This is a genomic window from Paenibacillus sp. 10L310, assembly GCF_056395745.1.
The window spans coordinates 82,713-100,908 of the sequence record NZ_JBFTKC010000019.1 but is presented as its reverse complement, the minus strand read 5'-3'; the positions used below and the strand labels follow the sequence as shown (position 1 = coordinate 100,908).

The 18,196-nt window shown below is 47.9% G+C and carries 12 protein-coding genes; 6 read left to right on the top strand and 6 right to left on the bottom strand.

The window, feature by feature from the left end; translation table 11 throughout:
• Positions 1-194 (top strand): hypothetical protein (locus AC1DE7_RS26885; RefSeq protein WP_477535567.1); only part of this gene is annotated, 194 nt, incomplete at its 5' end.
• A 131-nt stretch (positions 195-325) separates the two neighbouring features.
• Here the strand turns inward: AC1DE7_RS26885 and AC1DE7_RS26880 are convergent.
• Both AC1DE7_RS26880 and AC1DE7_RS26875 read right to left on the bottom strand, forming a co-directional pair.
• Positions 326-691: a TroA family protein gene (locus AC1DE7_RS26880; protein ID WP_477535566.1), complete on the bottom strand. Its 366-nt coding sequence runs from the start codon at positions 689-691 to the stop codon at positions 326-328.
• Entirely contained in the window at positions 688-1,299 is a 612-nt protein-coding gene (locus AC1DE7_RS26875) for an ABC transporter substrate-binding protein (protein ID WP_477535565.1), read from the bottom strand. The genes AC1DE7_RS26880 and AC1DE7_RS26875 overlap by 4 nt, the downstream gene beginning before the upstream one ends.
• A 204-nt stretch (positions 1,300-1,503) precedes the next feature.
• On the opposite strand from AC1DE7_RS26875, the gene AC1DE7_RS26870 reads away from it, so the two are divergent.
• From AC1DE7_RS26870 to AC1DE7_RS26855, 4 genes are all read left to right on the top strand, one after another.
• A complete protein-coding gene (locus AC1DE7_RS26870) occupies positions 1,504-3,354 on the top strand; it encodes a helix-turn-helix domain-containing protein (RefSeq protein WP_477535564.1) in 1,851 nt (616 codons plus the stop codon).
• A 170-nt stretch (positions 3,355-3,524) separates the two neighbouring features.
• Positions 3,525-4,067, top strand: a complete 543-nt coding sequence (locus tag AC1DE7_RS26865) for a CueP family metal-binding protein (protein WP_477535563.1) — start codon at positions 3,525-3,527, stop codon at positions 4,065-4,067.
• A gap of 175 nt (positions 4,068-4,242) precedes the next feature.
• Positions 4,243-5,244: an ABC transporter substrate-binding protein gene (locus tag AC1DE7_RS26860; protein WP_237177161.1), complete on the top strand. Its 1,002-nt coding sequence runs from the start codon at positions 4,243-4,245 to the stop codon at positions 5,242-5,244.
• Entirely contained in the window at positions 5,241-7,289 is a 2,049-nt protein-coding gene (locus tag AC1DE7_RS26855) for an iron ABC transporter permease (RefSeq protein WP_036617472.1), read from the top strand. The genes AC1DE7_RS26860 and AC1DE7_RS26855 overlap by 4 nt, the downstream gene beginning before the upstream one ends.
• A 223-nt stretch (positions 7,290-7,512) precedes the next feature.
• Here AC1DE7_RS26855 and AC1DE7_RS26850 read toward each other — a convergent pair whose 3' ends face one another.
• Together AC1DE7_RS26850 and AC1DE7_RS26845 are read right to left on the bottom strand one after the other, a co-directional pair.
• A complete protein-coding gene (locus tag AC1DE7_RS26850; protein WP_477535562.1) occupies positions 7,513-8,685 on the bottom strand; it encodes an aminotransferase class I/II-fold pyridoxal phosphate-dependent enzyme in 1,173 nt (390 codons plus the stop codon).
• Between the two features lie 94 nt (positions 8,686-8,779).
• Complete coding sequence (locus tag AC1DE7_RS26845) at positions 8,780-10,855, bottom strand: methyl-accepting chemotaxis protein (RefSeq protein WP_207765599.1); 2,076 nt, start codon at positions 10,853-10,855, stop codon at positions 8,780-8,782.
• Positions 10,856-11,003: 148 nt separating this feature from the next.
• On the opposite strand from AC1DE7_RS26845, the gene AC1DE7_RS26840 reads away from it, so the two are divergent.
• Positions 11,004-12,140 carry a leucine-rich repeat domain-containing protein gene (locus AC1DE7_RS26840; RefSeq protein ID WP_477535561.1) on the top strand — a complete coding sequence of 379 codons (1,137 nt, stop codon included), beginning with the start codon at positions 11,004-11,006 and terminating at the stop codon, positions 12,138-12,140.
• A gap of 79 nt (positions 12,141-12,219) precedes the next feature.
• On the opposite strand, the gene AC1DE7_RS26835 is transcribed toward AC1DE7_RS26840, so the two are convergent.
• The gene (locus AC1DE7_RS26835) at positions 12,220-12,939 is read right to left on the bottom strand and encodes an SDR family oxidoreductase (RefSeq protein WP_036617480.1); all 720 of its coding nucleotides are present in this window, start codon (positions 12,937-12,939) and stop codon (positions 12,220-12,222) included.
• A 173-nt stretch (positions 12,940-13,112) separates the two neighbouring features.
• On the bottom strand, positions 13,113-18,083 hold the full coding sequence (locus tag AC1DE7_RS26830; protein WP_477535560.1) for a discoidin domain-containing protein: 4,971 nt from the start codon (positions 18,081-18,083) through the stop codon (positions 13,113-13,115).
• Between the last annotated feature and the right edge of the window lie 113 nt (positions 18,084-18,196).

Genomic DNA, 18,196 nt, shown 5'->3' with positions numbered 1-18,196 from the left:
AGTGTCTTCGTCTGCTCTTGAATGAATTTGACCGTTTGTTTCTTGAATTCTTCGTTATATCGTTGCCGCTGTTCTCCCATGTGGACACCTCCGTTAGTCTTATTATCCTTCCGTCCGTTAACGGGTGTCCACTTTTTATTCTAGCTCCACTCAAGTTCCTTAGATTTCTGCACGCGCTTCAAATCGTTGAATAAGACGCCTCAGATTCGTCAGTGCCTGCTCTCACTTGAAGGGTACGTTCTCATACATTCAGGATTCAGTGCGCTTGCCTACGCTGAACACGTTCAGGTTCGGTTTCGGGTCTCACTAGAATTGAAAACTCGCGCTAATTCAGCTCAGTCTGTCCACTTGCGAGTCGATCTGCGATCTCTTCGGCTTGTAGAATGGAGGTATAGGGATCAGCAGTGAAATATTTATGAATATCCAGTTTGTAGATATGGTCGTTCTGCACGGCAGGCAGATTGTCCCAGACGTTAGGCAACAGGGAGTGATCTTTCGTGCCTTCTGTAACCATCATCAGCAGGTAATCACCTACATACTCTCCAAAGACCTCCGCGCTAGCTTCCAGGTTTTCTTTGCCTTGGTCCAGAAGATCTGATTTTACCTTGGGTGCCGGAGTTAGTCCAAGCAATTCATAGGCTGCTCTTCCACCACGATTGGCGCTGTTGCCGATAATGGCTGGGTTCTTCAAAAAGTTAAAATCGCAACGGTGAAGGTGGCACCGTCCGGAATGACACCTTTAATTTTGGCCTGAGCTGCTACGATCCGTTGTTTAAATGATTCGTTCCAAGTTATAGCTTCTGCTTCGCGGTTCAGAATCTCGCCCATGGCTGTCACTTCTGCTTCCATGGAATCATACTGATCGGGTACGAATACGACAGTCGGAGCGATTTTGGAATAGGTCTGAAATTTCTCCTGGTCCCATGTGATAATCAGATCCGGTTCCAGCTCTACCATTTTCTCAAGTGAAACCTCACTATGGTTACCCAAATCGGCGCTATCGACAAGTTTGTCACGCAGGAACATTCCATAATCCAGCAGGCTGCTTGGCACACCAACGGGTGTTACGCCGACAGCCAGAACATGTCCTATATTCCAATCAACAACTACTCGCTCCGGGTTGAGGGGGACTGTAACGTCTCCCATCATCGTAGAGAGTGTTCTTGTCTGTGGTGTGGTGTTACCTGTTTCTGTCGCGACGGGTTCCACCGTCTCTTGCCGGGTGCAACCACTAATGAATATGGCCATGATCAGCAAAACAGGCAGGGCGATACGATACCAAGCTTTCTTAAACAACATGACAAACCCTCTTTCTAATTGATAATGATTTTCATTTAATATAACTCTAGAGGCAATCTTGCGATTGCACAATAACCGATTCGGAAGCGGAAGCATAACCATTTCAGAACTCAATCGACAGGTTGAACTGAGAATGATTATCATATATGATGAGGCGAAGCTTTGGATGTGGTAACGAGGAAACACAAAGAAAGGTCCATGACGATGAACATAGAAGAATACGGGGCATTATGGGAGCATATAACAATCCGATTACTGGATATTCGGATCATGACCGTTAACATCAGTGAAGATCCTAATACGTGGACGCTTCCCTCGAATGCTTTTTTACTAATTACGAATGGCAAGGGGAAGATCTGGCTTGATCAGGCGATGCATCACATTAAAGGGACATATATTCTGCACGCCTCCAAAGGAACGAGCCTGGATTGTCTGGCTAAGAAGCCGATGGAAATACATATGTTGTCTTATTCGTCACCAGAGTCAGAGAAGCCAAATACTGAAAGATCCCAAACATATACTGGGGTGGAGTCTCTGCAATTCAGTTTTGGTTTTGAACCAGCGTGTCCATTGCCATTAATTGAAATCATGCAGTTGATATACAGACAATGGAATGAACTACAGTCAGCAGGCCGAATTCAAAGCAAGGCGTTGTTCTACCAATGGCTCGCCGAGATGCTGAAACAAATGCAGGAGCAAAGGTTTAACGATGCTAAGCTGGATCGGGTAGATCAAGCGGTGCATTATATGAAACGTCACTACGGGGAACCACTCAAGATAGAACAGGTAGCTGAAATGCTGAATTGTAGTCCAAGGTATCTGAATCAATTGTTTCAGCTTCAATTAAATACGAGTCCCAGCCGTGTGCTGTCACAGATTCGGATGGAACAGGCATTAAAACTACTGGTGAGCACGAATGGGACCTTACAGGAAATCGCGGAGAGAGTAGGCTATGAGAACGGCTACACGCTAAGTCGTTATTTCAAGAAACATTATGGTGTATCTCCTGAGTTTTACAGAAAGCGTCGAGAGTGCAGTGCTCCAGATGTAGCCCTGCAAACATTCCAACCACTTGCCGTTCTGGAAAGTCATTATTCGGGATGGAGCGAACGAACGGTACCCATACTTGAAGCCGACCAGACCTGGCCAGAACAGGAGATTGTAGATTTGAAAGGAGTCCAAGTGAGGAAACCCCCAGCGCCCGCGGTACCAAGAGCCAGAACTCGGATGCTTGCCACAAGCATGGGCGAGATTACGATACCGACCAAGCCTAGCCGTGTTGTCGTGGACTGGAATTTGGGAGAAGTGCTGGCATTGGGAGTGACGCCTCTCGGAGCGCCGCATTCACTCATTGAAAGTAACCAAATGCTGGAGCCTTATATCTATGATCAAGTACAGGATATCGGCAATCATAATTTTATCTCGCTCGAAAAAGTGCTTGAACTGGAGCCCGATTTGATTATCACCTGGAATCCTGCTGCCTACGCTTCCTATGCCAGAATTGCACCTACGGTGGTCTATGGAGGGACTGGTTACGGCTCTGTCGCGGAGGAGATTCGAGAGATGGGACGTATTCTGAATCGCCAGATTGAAGCCGAAACATGGATTAAGGAATACGGGCGGAGAGTACATACTTTGCAGCAAACGATCCCGGGCAAGGTCTCCGCAGAGAAGACATTTACCGTCATTGATCCGAACTGGGGAGAACATATTACCCTTGTGGGAAATACGGGAACTCGTGGAGGTAAGGCAGCCTACGGGTTACTGAACTTGAGGCCAGCAGGCAAGGTTCGCCAGGAACTATTGGAGCCAGGCCTGGAATATCTGGATATTGCGCGGAGTGCGGTAGGTGGGTACCTGGAGGACTACCTATTGGTGTTGGATAATGGTCCAAGACACGGACTTGATCAAGCTTCAGGCAAACCATGGCAGAAGTCCATCGAGACAGATCACTGCCAGATTATTAGCCTTGACTGGAATAGATATTTCCTCTCCGACCCGTTGTCTGCGGTACTTCAAGCCGAGGAAATGGCAGACCGGATTATGGCATATTAATTGTCGCTCACGCAATGAACTGTAAGACTTATCGACCAGATATCATATATGCATATCCCCAAATGAGCCAACCATATATGTGAATATCTGGTGAATTTCTCGATGTTTAAGTCCATGATGGTTTGTTCTCCAGTATACTTGATGAAAACGGACGAGGAGATGGACTCCAAATGAAGAAACAAATGTGGATCATTGCAAGTGTTGCAGTTGTAATTGTAATCGGAACCTATCTGTTTGCAAACAATACGGGCAAGGAAGAGGCGGGTACAGCCAATGCGCCCAACATCCGAAAATTGGTGGAAGATATCAGCACAGGAAAAGAGACACCGGAATCTGCCTCCATTAATGCCAAACAGTTAATCGTCACCGATCAAGATGAAAAAACCATTACATATGATTTGCCTGAGAACGAATTTTTCCTTTCCATTGCACCCTATGTGGACCAGACCCATCCCTGTGCAATTCATAGCTTGACCGGTTGTCAGGGGGAAATGAGCAATAAGGAATTTAGCGTTACCATTCACGATTCTCAAGGCAACACTTTTATGAAAGATGCAGTGATTAAGTCTGGTGCAAACGGATTTATGGATTTTTGGGTGCCTAGAGACAGAACCTATCTGATTCGTATTGTTGGAGATGGAAAGGTTGCAGAAACGCAATTGTCTACATACGAAAATGATAATACATGCATCACTACGATGCAGTTGAGTTAATGCAAACAGTAGAAGGGAAGGATGGCCATTGAGCTATCCCTTTCCTTTTTTATTTGATAAAAGAATGGGAATAAGGTACTTTCCATTGACAAAAATCCATTCCTACGGCATAATCCAATAGTGATAATGATAATTGTTATCATATAAATACATATTAACAGGGGAGAAAAGAGATATGAAAAAAGGGTTAAATGGACTGTTGATTATGCTGGCCTTTGTGCTGGTTTTGGCGGGTTGTGGTAAAACCACAACTACAACAGATACAAGTCAAGGTAGTGACTCGGGTAGTGCTCCGGCTGAAGAGACAGCAGGTCCTGTTACCGTGAAGCATAAACGTGGAGAGCTTAAGCTGGACAAGCCAGCAGAACGTGTCGTTACGCTTGAATGGACATATACGGAGGATGTTGTTGCCTTGGGTGTTCAACCAGTAGGTAACGCAGATAACGCTAACTATAAAGTGTGGGTAACATCCGAAGCAGCACTGGATGACAGTGTAACGGATATCGGAACACGCAGTGAACCAAATCTGGAAGCTATTGCTGCATTGAAGCCAGATCTCATCATTGCTAATGCAGATAATAACACGGCGGTTTACGATCAGCTTAACGCTATTGCTCCAACGATTGAATATGATCCGTATGATGGTGACGGCTATGATTATGACAAAATGACAGAGATCTTTAATAACATTGCAACAGCTCTCGGTAAAGAAGACAAAGCAAAAGAAGTTCTGAGTGATCTCGATCAGCACTATGTAGAAGCCAAAGAAAAACTGGCTGCTGCGGGGAAAGAAAACTTCAACTTTGCACTGACACAAGCATTCACATATCAAAATGCAGTCAGCCTGCGTATGTTTACCGATAACTCGGTTGTGATTGGTACATTGGACAAAATCGGACTGGTTAACGATTGGCAGCCGGACAAAGTTGAAAACTATGGCTTCTCTACAGTAGGCATTGAATCCTTAACCGATGTGAAGGACAGTAACTTCATTTATATTACACAACCAGACGATGACGTCTTTGGCACAGCTATGAAAGATAACTCGGTATGGAACGGACTGAACTTTGTGAAGGAAAAACGCACATATCAACTCGATAGCACAACATGGACATTTGGTGGACCGATCTCCTCCAAAGTATTGGTTGATGGGGTAGTCGAGGCGATTACCAAATGAGTTCGGTTCAAGGATCTAAGCCAGCTATGAATTGGCGCACAATTAGCATATATGGGGGCGGTCTAACCGCTCTCATCGTGCTTTTTTTTGTAAGTCTGTGTTATGGAGAAGCTTCCATTCCTTTGCATGTCGTTTGGGACGCTCTTACAGGCAGACAGGATTCATTAGAGCACAATATGGTCTGGGACTTGCGCATGCCGCGTACAGTGATTGGTATCCTTGCGGGTGGCGCACTGGCTGTTGCGGGCGCTTTGCTGCAAACGATTACTCGTAATCCATTGGCTGCTTCAGATACGCTGGGCATTAATGCAGGAGCATACTTTGTGGTGGTGCTGGGAGCTATCGCTTTTCCAGGTCTATTAAGTCAGTCGCCTTTTCTTTTCGCAGCATTAGGTGGTTTGCTGGCAGCATTTGCGGCTTATTTCATGGGCGGCGGACGAACATCAAGCCCGGTTCGACTTGCGTTGTCCGGTATGATTGTATCGATGGTGCTTGGTTCATTTACAAGTGCATTACATATTTTTTTCTCCATGGAGACACAAGGGTTGTTCCTTTGGGGCTCCGGAACACTTGTCCAGAATGACTGGAGTGGTGTGTTTTATGCTTTGCCTTGGGTGGTTGGTATTACCCTTCTCGCGTTAATCCTGTCCAGACAGTGGGATATGCTGGAGTTGGATGAATCAACGGCTTCTTCCTTGGGACAAAAGGTTACATTGGCTCGTGCAGTAGGGTTAATTCTTGCTGTATTGCTGGCTGCTGTGATTGTAAGTGTAATCGGACCGATTGGCTTCGTGGGACTGGTCGCACCACATCTGGTTCGATTGAGTGGTGTACGTTCTAACCGATTACTTTTACCCGGTGTGTTCATATGGGGCGCAGCGCTCCTGGTTGGAGCAGATGTCCTCGCCAAGATGGTGCATAACTCCAGCATGGAACTGCCAACGGGTGCTGTTATGGCGATCATTGGTGCGCCGTGGCTCATCTGGCTTGTTCTTACACGCATGAAGGCTGCGAACGGATCAGGCATGTCTACTTCAATGAGCACAGGAGGAGCTGCGCGTCGCTTTGCATTTGGCCCGATGGCTGTATTATTCTCAGTCATAACGGTCGTGCTTATCTTGCTCAGTACGATGTTTGGCGGTATGCGAATTCCGCTGGCCGATTGGTTACCAAGTCTGTTCCAATCCGATGGACTGTTCTCCGCGCTGATTCAGCTTCGGATTCCGCGTACACTTGTTGCCGCAGGTGCAGGAGCTGCACTGGCAATCAGTGGTGTGCTCATTCAGATGGCGGTACGTAACCCGCTGGCAGATGCTTCAATTGTTGGTGTGTCCTCAGGTGCAGGGCTTGGAGCGATGATGGTCATCATCTTATGGCCGGGTCTTCCGATATACTTGCTGCCAATTGCGGCAATCATCGGTGCAGCCATTGCTGCAGTGGTGGTGTTCTCCCTCGCCTGGAAGAAAGGACTGAACCCTTCGGCGGTTGTGTTGCTGGGGATCGCGATGTCTGCCATTGCTGGAGCAGGTATTCAGATTCTGATTGTCCGTGGTGCGGTATACGGTAGCAGCGGATATATCTGGCTGACAGGAAGCACCTATGCTCGTACCTGGGAACAGGTGAGGGTTATCGGATTATTTTTAGTTATTCTGGTACCGGTGGCTTGGTGGCTGGCACGCAGATTCGAACTGCTGGTATTTGACGACAACAGTGCATCCGGGCTTGGTCTAGGAGTACGTCGTACACGATTATTGGCCATGACAGTGGGTGTATTACTTGCAGCAGGTGCGGTTGCTTGTGTAGGAACCGTTGGTTTTATCGGCCTGATTGCACCACATATGGTTCGGTTACTGACGGGGAATAAGTTAAGACGTTCGATGTTCCTATCCGCATTAGCGGGTGCAGTCATGCTGGTGCTCGCCGATACAATCGGCAGAACCGTCATGGCACCGACAGAGATTCCATCAGGCATACTCATTGCGATCATCGGAACACCGTACTTCCTGTATCTGATGTATCGTTCCAACTGGCGCAAGTCTGTATAAAAAGTTCAAACCTGAAGCCTGCTCCCCGAGCAGGCTTTTTGCTGTAACTTGGCACCATTCAGCCGCAATCTTAAATCATCCAATGAATGTCTACTCCCGCACCAAATGACAAAATCCCCTCACGTCTACAAGAAGTAGAGACCACGTTTATCAAACGTGAAACTCTTACTCCCTGTGGACCTTGAGGGGATTTTGGCTTGAGCACATTCGAATTGTGCTCCCGTTAGCTGGATTTCAGAATCCCGCTGTCATCAACTGATTGTACCGCTTGTTGCAATATTTCATTATCCTGAACAAGCGCGAAGCGAACGTAACCTTCGCCTAAAGGACCAAAGGCACTGCCTGGCGTTGCGATGACTCCTGCATGTGTAACCAGATCCATGGCAAATTGCTCCGAGCTGTCGTAGTGAGCCGGAATCCGACTCCATACGAACATCGTTGCTTCAGGTTTGGCAATTGGCCAACCCAGACTGCTGAAGCCTTCACATAGGATGTCTCTGCGCTGTTCATAAATAGCTCTGACCCGTTCAACCTCGGATTGATCTCCGGTAATGGCGGCAATTGCTGCTTTTTGGATCGGTAGGAACATCCCGTAATCCATATTGGATTTTAGCTTTTTCAGCATGGAGACCATGGTTGTATTGCCCACACAGAAGCCGATTCGCGCTCCTGCCAGTCCGTACGTTTTTGACAGGGAATTGAATTCCACACCGACGTCCATGGCGCCAGGGAATGCGAGGAAGCTTCCACATGACTTTCCGTCAAATACGAGCTCGCTGTACGCATTATCGTGAAGCACGATAATATCATACTTCTTGGCAAAGGCAATCAGGTCGAGATAGAACTGATCTGGTGCCATCGCGGTTGTTGGATTGTTGGGATAGGAGACCAGCATGAATTTTGCTCGATGAGCGATATCTTCCGGTATATCCTGAAGCTGAATAACATACCCGTTTTCTTCTTTTTGCGGCATATAATACAGTTCTGCACCTGCCAGTAACGGTCCATCCGCAAAGACTGGATAGCAGGGGTCAGGGACTAACACCAGATCACCTTCATCGACAATGGAGAGGGATATATGTGCCAGCCCTTCCTGTGAACCGAGCAAGGAACAGATCTGTGTTGCCGGGTCTAACTCGACCTGATAGCGTTGCTTGTACCAATCGCTTGTAGCTTGCAGCAGCTCACTCTGATCATTCACAGCATATATATAATTAGCCGGATCAGCAGCGGCCTCGCATAGTGCAGTTATAATATGCTGCGCAGGTGGGATATTCGGCGTACCCACACTGAGATCAATAACGGGCTGACCGTTCTCCAGTCTGCGGCGTTTGATCTCCAGCAACCGGGTGAAAATTCCTTCGTTGAAATGATCCATTCGTTTGGCAAAGTTCATGATGATGATTCAGCCTCCAATCCTCTTCGTACGCATATTCATTAATAATAAATGGACAGCGACTAAAAGAGAAGAGCAGGGGAAAGCTTGCGGATCATGACTTTACTTTAAACTGACTTAGTTCGTCTTGCAGTTTGCCAGATAGCTGGTTCAACTGTTTCGACAGATCCGCTACCTGTTCGATACTATCCAGCTGATCCTGCGTGCTGGCGCTTACTTCTTCCGTCGATGCCGAGTTCTCCTCTGTGGTGGATGAGATAATCTCCAGTGCCTGGAATATCTCATCTTTGTGTTTGTGTACATTGGCGGTATTAGTGGTAATCTGCATCATACGTTGCTGTAGATCTTTCAGGTCTTTGTTAATACTGAAGAAAACATGTTTGGTATCTTCTACGGATTTGGCATTCTCCTCCGCAATCTTCATACCGCGCATGGTATGCTCAACCGACAGGGTTGTTTTCTCTTCAATAACATTCACCTTTTTGTTGATTTCCTCTGTTGCCTGAGCCGTCTGTTCTGCAAGTTTGCGGACCTCTTCGGCAACGACGGCAAATCCTCTTCCATGTTCGCCAGCACGTGCAGCCTCGATGGAGGCATTCAGGGCGAGCAGGTTCGTTTGAGAGGCAATCTGTTTGACTGTATCCACAAAACTGGATATTTCATTCCGACTCAGGTCAATCTCCTGGATAATAGAGGACATTGCTTGGGTGGACTGGTGGTTTTCGTCGGACCATTTCGATAATTGTTCCACGACCGCAAGTCCTTGGCTGCTTTGATCAGCAGATGTCTGCACGACCGTTCCCATAGCCTGCGCATCGGTAGCAATTTCATCAATTTGGCTGGATAATGAGCCTGTTTTGCGTAAGATATTTTCCGTTTCGATGGACTGATAATTCGTTGCATTGGCAATCTCGTTGATGGCTGTTGATGTGTCATTCATGGTCACAGCCGTTCGTGAGGAGATGGCCTGCAGATCATTCGACGACTGGTTCAGGATTTGCGCCGAGCTGCCGACCATTTGCAGCATGCCCTGAATTTTCTGCACCATGGAATTCAAGCCTGTGGCGATCTGTCCAATTTCATTATTAGATTTGATATCCAGTTTGACAGTCAGGTCACCTTGTTCAATCTGTTTAATCTTGGCCAGCAGCTGTGGTATGGAGCGTAACAGACGGCGAAGGGTAATATAACAGATAATCACAAGCAGAAGGGTGGCTGCAGCAAAACCGCCAAGCGTAATCCACGTGAATGTTTTTAATTCCGCAAGAACTTCTTCTTCGGATATGGTCAGACCAACGGACCATCCCGTATCTTTGCTGGTAGCGTAGCCGATATATCGACGTTCCCCATTGTCGTTCATAAGTTGTACGCCGTTTTCACCGGCAAGCATTTTCTTGCCGATGTCTCCCATGTCCCCCGTACTGTTCAGGATGTTCTCCTTCAATACCTTCTCTTGATCCGGATGGTACAGAATTTCCCCGCTCTTGGATAGCAACATAGAATAACCTGTGCTTCCAAGGGAATAACTCTCCATAATCGCCGGGATATCCTTGAATGCAATATCCGCTGCGGCAAAGCCGATCGTGTTGTTGTTTTCGTCTTTGATCGGATAGAAGATACCCATGAGTACATCGCCTGCTGCAATATCAATGTACGGATCGGAGAAATAAAGTCCGTCTGCGTCGGTAACCGGCTTGTAGTATGGACGTGACTGGATATCAAAGTCCGGTGCAGATACGACACCATCATTTTGAATCCAAAAGCCTTTTCCATCCAGGCCCGCGACCCAGGCATCGGCAAACGAAGGCTCTGCCTTAACGATAGCGGCGAGTGTCGCCTGTGTTTCCGCAGCGTAGGTTGAACTTTTCGCATCCGCAGCAGATGCTGTTGTTTCTATGTATTGCTGAAATAATGTGTTGGTGGACATTTGCTTGACCAGTGCACCTTTTTCCTTGAATAGTGCATCAAATTCACTAACAATGGCTTGTGTCTTGGTCTGGAGCATGGATTCCTGCTGTTTCACCAGAATGTTTCGTGTGCTTGCAAACATAAATGTTCCCAGCACGGCAAAGACAACTACGATAATGATCAGCAGCACAATGGACAACGTATTTGCCATACTGGATGTCCGTGCTCCCGTTTTCCCCCACTTGTTCAACATGTTCGACATATTCCATCTCCCCAGATGATTAATAAAAAGCTCAAAACGCCTAAGTTATATGTCGGCTTAATCTATAGTTTTATGTAGATTTCTGTCGAATAATCCTGAAAGCAACGGAAAGGAAAGGTATGAGTATGAGCAGGGTGAAAGGGGAGGGATGAAAAAAGAGGAAAGGAATGAAAAAACGGGATCGGTAGTGGTTCATCCAGGCGATCTTGTTTATAATGGAATGAATTGGAACTATGGATGGAAAGGGGTATTATCTGTGAGTGAGTTATGGCATGCTTCAATACAGGGGGTTCCATGGAATGCCGAAAAGATGCACCAGGCGGTGCATCTGTTGCGTCGCAGAGCAACGGTTCATTTTCGCGTTGACGCGGATACATACGAGGACCTTGCCGAGCTCGATGCCAAAGTATTCTTTGCCCGGCCGGATCTGATTCTACACATATCACATATGGACCCTAAAGGGGTATATTCATCCGGATTTTTGGGGCGACTGGCACAGTTGAAACATGTGTCTGCCTTGCAACTTGATCTTTCGCAGGCTCAGGATTTGACGATACTGGGTGCGATGGAGCAACTGCAGTTTCTAAGATTGAATTCACCTGCAAAGGCAACCGTGCTCGATTTTATTAAACACTACAAACGATTGACCTTTCTTGAACTGCGTGGCAAATTCAACGGATTTGCTTCCATTGCGGCATGTCTCCAACTACATACGCTCATTCTGAACTGCACGATCGAAAGTGCTGATGTGTTAGCGGAACTGCCTATGCTTCAGTATCTATCTCTGGATCACTGTGAGTTAAAAGGGGGACTAGATGTATTGACACAGTCGACCATCTCGATGTTGAAGCTCAGCTCTGTTCGCAAACTGACGAGTATTCAGGGACTCGAACAGATGCGCGGGCTGGAATATCTGCATCTGTCCTTGCCCAAGCTGGAGCAGTTATGCGACTTTTCCCTTATGACCTCTCTCAGACAGCTCGAACTGGACTATATGAAATCGTTGCGGGATACGACACATCTATGGACAGCCCGTGCTTTGGAGTCTATTGAACTGAAAGAGATTAATACGGCGCTCAAGGCGGATTCGTTTGCTGGACTGACCGGGCTGGAGCATTTGCGCCAAATCGATTTTCGTTTTATTGATGTTAACAAAGGACGAATTGCAGCTATGCGTGATCACCTGGACAAGGCCGGAAAATCCCATTTGTTATATGAAAATATCCCTGAGCAAGAACGCCTGAATTCCGCAGGTATTGCGCACTTATCGCATGTATTAATGTAAACGGGCTTCTGTCCAGCGTGTGTATACAGAGCGCACTCCGGTGAACGGACCGATTGAGGCGTGTAGATGTCATTGCTATCTAGGTGTTCGTATCCGTTAATGCGGGCATGTTGATCTCTTTCACGCAGGCCGCTTTGGACAAGCTGATGATACATCGAACGATGGAGACCATATCTTGCAGGGGAATGCGGGTCCCATCATACTCGGCCAGTGCACGTTCCATCCCGTCTTCATACGGAATTTCTGCCGCCAGTTCTCCCGGGTTGATGCATGTCACCGCGATGCGGTCATTTCTCGTATGTTCTCTTAGAGCTTCCGTAATACCCCGTATGGCAAATTTGGAGGCGACAAAAGAAACCTGGCTGCTGCCTGCATTGCTCAAACCGGCTGTTGAACCAATCAGGATGATCTTGCCTGCTTCAGACTGGCGGAGCTGAGGCAGTAAAGCCTGTATACATACAATTGTAGAAGTCACATTCACATGGATCAGCTGACTGATATCTGCGGGTTCATCCTTATCAAACGTGTAGTGCTCTTCAAATCCTTCCTTTTCCCAGATCCCCACGTTATAAATAAGCACATCCAACGTCTCGCCTTGAAGTTGGCTGGCAACTTGCTCTGCGGCCTGAAGCTCGGAAAGATCAGCCTGAATCCATATTCGCTCGACGCCATCCTCCACGGACAGACTTTCCGGCTTGCTGCGGGAGACCACCCAGACCTTATCACCGGATTGTGGCACACCTCTGACAAATGCATCGCCCAATCCCTTGCTTGCACCAAAGACAATTATATTTTTCAAATAAAGCCCTCCTTATCGATTAGAAATTAATAATATTTACATTAATCTATATCTTACTATAAAGGTGATATATGGAACATGAAGTTTACATGAGGTATGCTTCATCCTTATCAAGAAAAACCACCTCTGCCCCGCAAGGATGGAGAGAGATGGTTGGAGAGATCATGATGACATTAATGGTAAAGTTTTAACTCGGCGATGGACCACCACCACTCGGGAGTGTCCGCGGTCAAGGCAATTTTGATGTATCGCGCCGTTTGTCTGGAGAACGTATGTGAGATGACAGGTCCTGTTCCCAGTGCTTCCGTAACCCCTTCCCAACGTTCGCCATCATCAGAAGTGAAAAACTGGAAGCTGCGAGCATAATCGTTGCTGCTGCTGCCTGAGTCCATTGTCAAGCGGCTGAAGCTCTGCTTGCTTCCCAGATCAATCTGGACCCATTGATTGGCATGTTGACCAGATGAAGAGGTCCAGCGTGAATTCAGATCGTCATCGAGCATTGCCGCAACATCTTCAGAGGTGGAGGCAGTCGCTGTCCATGATGTTCGATCCAGTTCAACAGGTAACAGATGATCCTGTTCCCCGGATATCCAAGGTGTCTGATCAGCGGTATAGACCTTTAATTCAGCCACGGACCACCAATGAGAATCGGTACCCGTTTGTACGACCTTAATATAACGTGCCTCATGCGGTGTAAAAGCGATAGAAAGTAGCCTATCTGATCCTTCACCCGAAGCCAAGGCTTCTCCCCAATGCTCTCCATCCAGAGAAGTATATATTTCATAACCGCGAGCAAAGTCTTCCCGGCTATGCGCGCTGTCCAGCACAATCCGATTCACTGGCTGCGAGGCTCCCAGATCAAGCTGAATCCATTCGCCGCCTGTTTGAGTCTGACCGGAGGTCCAGCGTGTTTGGTCCGAGCCGTCGAGTATAGCCACTGCATCGTCTCCGGAGGAAGTTGTTACGGACCAGCTATCTGGCAGCAGCCTCTTTTGTTTGCCCGTTCCATTATGATGAACAAACAACTCGGAGATCGACCACCATTGATCGGAATCCCCGATCTGTACCATTTTCACATAACGTGCCTGCTGTTCAGGGAAGGTGATGGACATGCGTCCGTGCGTGCCTTCGCCGCCCGCAATGGATGTGCCCCAGTGTTCACCGTCATCCGAGACATAAATCCGATACTGTCTCGGATAGTCTTCTTTCGCATGGCCCGGGTCCAATTCTATGGCATCGAAAAAACTCTTTTGGCCGAGGTCAATGGTAATCCATTGTCCTTTGGTTTGTTTCCTACCGTTTGTCCATAGTGTATCTGAACTTCCGTCCAGCATATTGGCTGTAACATCTGCTCCTTGAGTAGAGGAGGCGGTTACGATCCATGAAGAGCGATCTGGAGGCGGTACGGGCTGTGGGAGCTCTGGTGTTGCTTCAAGTTTGCCAAATCGGGCAAGCTTGAGTTCAGAGATCGACCACCAGCTGTCTGCAGAGGAAGTCAATACAATTTTGACATAACGGGCGGTTTGCATGCCCAAATCAACGGACAGACTTGGAGATGTTCCTGCTCCCTCTGCAATAGGCTCGCTCCAGTTCTCGTTATCTTTGGATACGTAGATTTCGTACCCGTGAGCATAATCACCGCCGTTGTTGCCGGAGTTCATGAATACCGTATCCATAAACTGTTCGCCACCCAGATCGATATGCAACCAATCGCCAGGTTTCTGAATCTGTCCGGATGACCAGCGTGTAGTCAGATCACCGTCCACCATGCGCTCTACCGGCTCCGAACTGGAGGATGCCGTAATGGTCCATTGGCTCCGATCGAGATAGACTACACCCTGAGAGGCATCCGGCTGTTTAACGACGGAATGTTCCAGCGGGTTAACCTTTACTTGCGCTTTGGCATACACGGTAGCCGAACCCAAAGCGCCATGGGCATTGTAGAAATGAACTGTTTTGACAGTGTCGGACGGATTCCAGATTTGCGCTGTATAGACGCCGTCTTTTTCATACACGGTTGCTGCCGGATCATCTGCCCATATATCCATCGTGCGTGTTCCCGTAGAAGCCATGCTGTGCATGAACCAGTACGCGTTAAAGACTTCATTTTGCTGCATCTCACTCGTATTCCATTTGGCTAGAGCACCTTGCGGGTCTCCAATGGACTGGAATGGCCAGATAATATGCTGCCATGTGCGCTCCTGCTGACCACCCAGGTCCTTAATGAGACCATTGTAGAGAGCCTTAGTATTCTGCGGATCACGTCCATAATAGGTCATCCATTCCGCTGGCGGCAGCCAGTGAATACCGTAAATATGCTCCGCCTCATTAGAGAAGTACGTTCCATACAGGTAGGCGCTGCCGTACACATGACCTACCGTAGCGTGTTGGTAATCCTCCAGCCAGTTATCCCCGTCATAGTTAAACCAGTATTGCTCGGCAGCTTTCTCTTCGGTCATGAAGCCCCAGATCCCGGTGTCGCGATAGGCTTTGTTGCCTGTCACCTCACCCCACATATATTGGCCGACCCAACTAAAGAGCGCTTCTCCTGCGGCCTCCTGGTTATTCCCGCTGCGATTATCGGCGTAACCACCTGCCCAGGAGTGACCAGCGTACGGATCAAAATTGCGAAGCCATGGAAACTGATCATCTGTTCGTGAAGGATTGGCATAGTCCCGAATCAGAAGCTCAACCATATCGCCGTATTCTTGCAAGAATGTTTTGTCATATGTGGCCAGTACAGCCGATGCAAAAACGTAATAACCGTAGGTGAAATGATGATCTGTCAATCCGGTATTAACACCGAATCCGCTACCGTAAGGGAAGATGGTTCCCCATTCATCCGAATAATAAAAATAATACGAGTGCAAAGGTTCGTCCGGCGAATAGGTATACCAATCTGTCAAAATGGTTCGAAGCAGGGACAGATAGTTGTCTCGTCGTACCGTATCTCCTATCTGGTCGCTGATGAGCACACCCAGCGCAAGCGGATGAAGCTTTTTCCCTTGCCAGTAAGGATCCTCGCTCATCAGATTGCCTGCCGTATCCGCGTCAAGCTGATCCAGATAGCTGATTAATTGTGCACGCGAGTAGGTTGGATCATCTGGCTCCACAAATTGCGGAATAATGCCATAGAATCGATCCTGTGTCGTAAACGTATTGCCTTCACTTACTTTCATCATGCCGCGAATGGAAGGGTAAGCAAGCTCCGTTACCGGAGTAGTCGCTAGTTTCCATTGGTGCGGCAACAAGGCCATCACTGTCTCGGATGAAAAGCCTGCCCGCTTCGTCCGGGTTACCGAGTTGAAGGTAGTCGTTACCAGTGAAGTGCTCTCATTATAATTGTAGTCCACTGTTGTATCGGTTACAAAGGCGTAGGCATGCCGGTAATAATAAGACAGTTCTGCCGCGGACGGCAGGGTAGCCAGTGACAGATAGTCTTCGCTCTGGCCCAGCTTGATTTTGAGCGTATTGCCAAGTTTCATAAATACGGTTCCTTCAGGTGCAAAGATCCCGTAGTTTCTTGTAAAGGTCTGAGGCGTGGGCGCTCTGTCCTGATTGGTTACTTCAACACCGATATGATCGGCCGTCAGCGATTCTCCATCATTCAGAACAATTTCACGGTTCTGATCATCGAAGAGACGTGTGATGTTGGGAGAACGAACAATAATGGTATCCGGGTTATCGAAGGTGTTGTACAGGAAAGGGGAACCTTTCACAAACGTGGTATTCATTTTGGCTGTGTCATCATCGCTCATGATGATCGTTGCGGAATAATCCCCATATCCCGCCACCTTGGTATTTACCTCCGCCGGGTTCATATTGCTGGTGCTCATGATCAGATCCGGTTCACCGTCAGCGTCCATAGAACCGCCATCAGCCGAAACGTAACCAGCTCCGGGATTCAGAAGTTGAAGTCCTTGTTTGGTATATCTACTTTTAAGCGGAAGTGTGACCAGACTGTTGCCATCCCCCAGATCGGATACAAGAATAGACTGCCACCAGTCATTGGAAGGGAGGGGCGCTGTGATGTCAGCCGTGCGATTTTTCGGGTTTTTCGGCTGCAGCATGGTGATGTCATTTACAGCGTAACTGCCGGAACCCACCTTTACCGAGGACGGTTCAGGGATATTCGGAATTGTATGCACAGGTTTGGCATCGCCTTCGATATACTCGTAGACGTCGAATGCGTACAGGGAGTATCCGTTGGTTGTTCCTCTGCCAAGTCCGGCTAATTTCACATACCGTGCTTCGGCGTATACCGGAATCTCATCCCGTCCACCGTCGCTGTGCAGTTCCCGGTATAATGTAGTCCACTGGTCTGCATCATTTGATACTTGAATATCGTATGCACGTCCAAAAGCGTTTTCCCATTGTAGGGATACGTTCCCGATTTCCCGGATTAGTCCAAGGTCTACAACAATCCATTCCTGATCCTTGTAGATGGAAGACCAACGTGTATCCGGACGGCCATCCGTTACATTCCGTGCTTCGTAATTCCCTTTTTCCATTTTGGCTTTATCCTCGGCTGAACGGCTGGGCTCATCAATTTCTTCCGAAGACGCTGTAACCGGTTGTCCTAGTGCAAGGTTCATTGCTAATGGTTTGGGAGGTGGATTTGCTCCGCCCGTCCCATATACATTGAATTCGTATATAGAGACGCCATAGGCTGGCTGTGCTCTTTGATGACTGAACAAGCGCACATATCGTGCCTCTGCTGTGACCTCAATTTCTGTCAGGCCGCCTTGCCCCTTTGTTGTCGAGTAAACAGACTGCCAGTTGACCTCGTCGTTGGATACTTCCAGATCAAAGGCGGAAGCATACGCATTTTCCCACTGGATGGAGATGCCCGAGATGGAGGCCACCGTGCCTAAGTCAACATAGATCCACTGCGGATCTTGCTGCCATATGCTTTCCCAGCGGCTGTTTTTGTTGCCGTCAACTACAAGATCTGCCGTATTGCCACCCAGAGATGAGGAACTGTACACAGGCCGGTTCAGGGATAACAGATGATGTTCCTCATCTGCGGCGTTCACTTTTGAGACCGGCCACAGCGGGATGCTGCTAATCAACAACAGAACAGATAACAGTAAGTTCATGTAGATGTTGCGTGTTTTTCCTCTTTGACTCGTTCGTACCTTCATATGACTACTCCTTTGTTAGCCCTTGCCATCTCACCAGACAGAGCTTCTCTTCTTCTCTTACTCGCTACCGTATGTATCATTTTGTTTCCCGTGTTGCTTTTGTGAGATGTGAA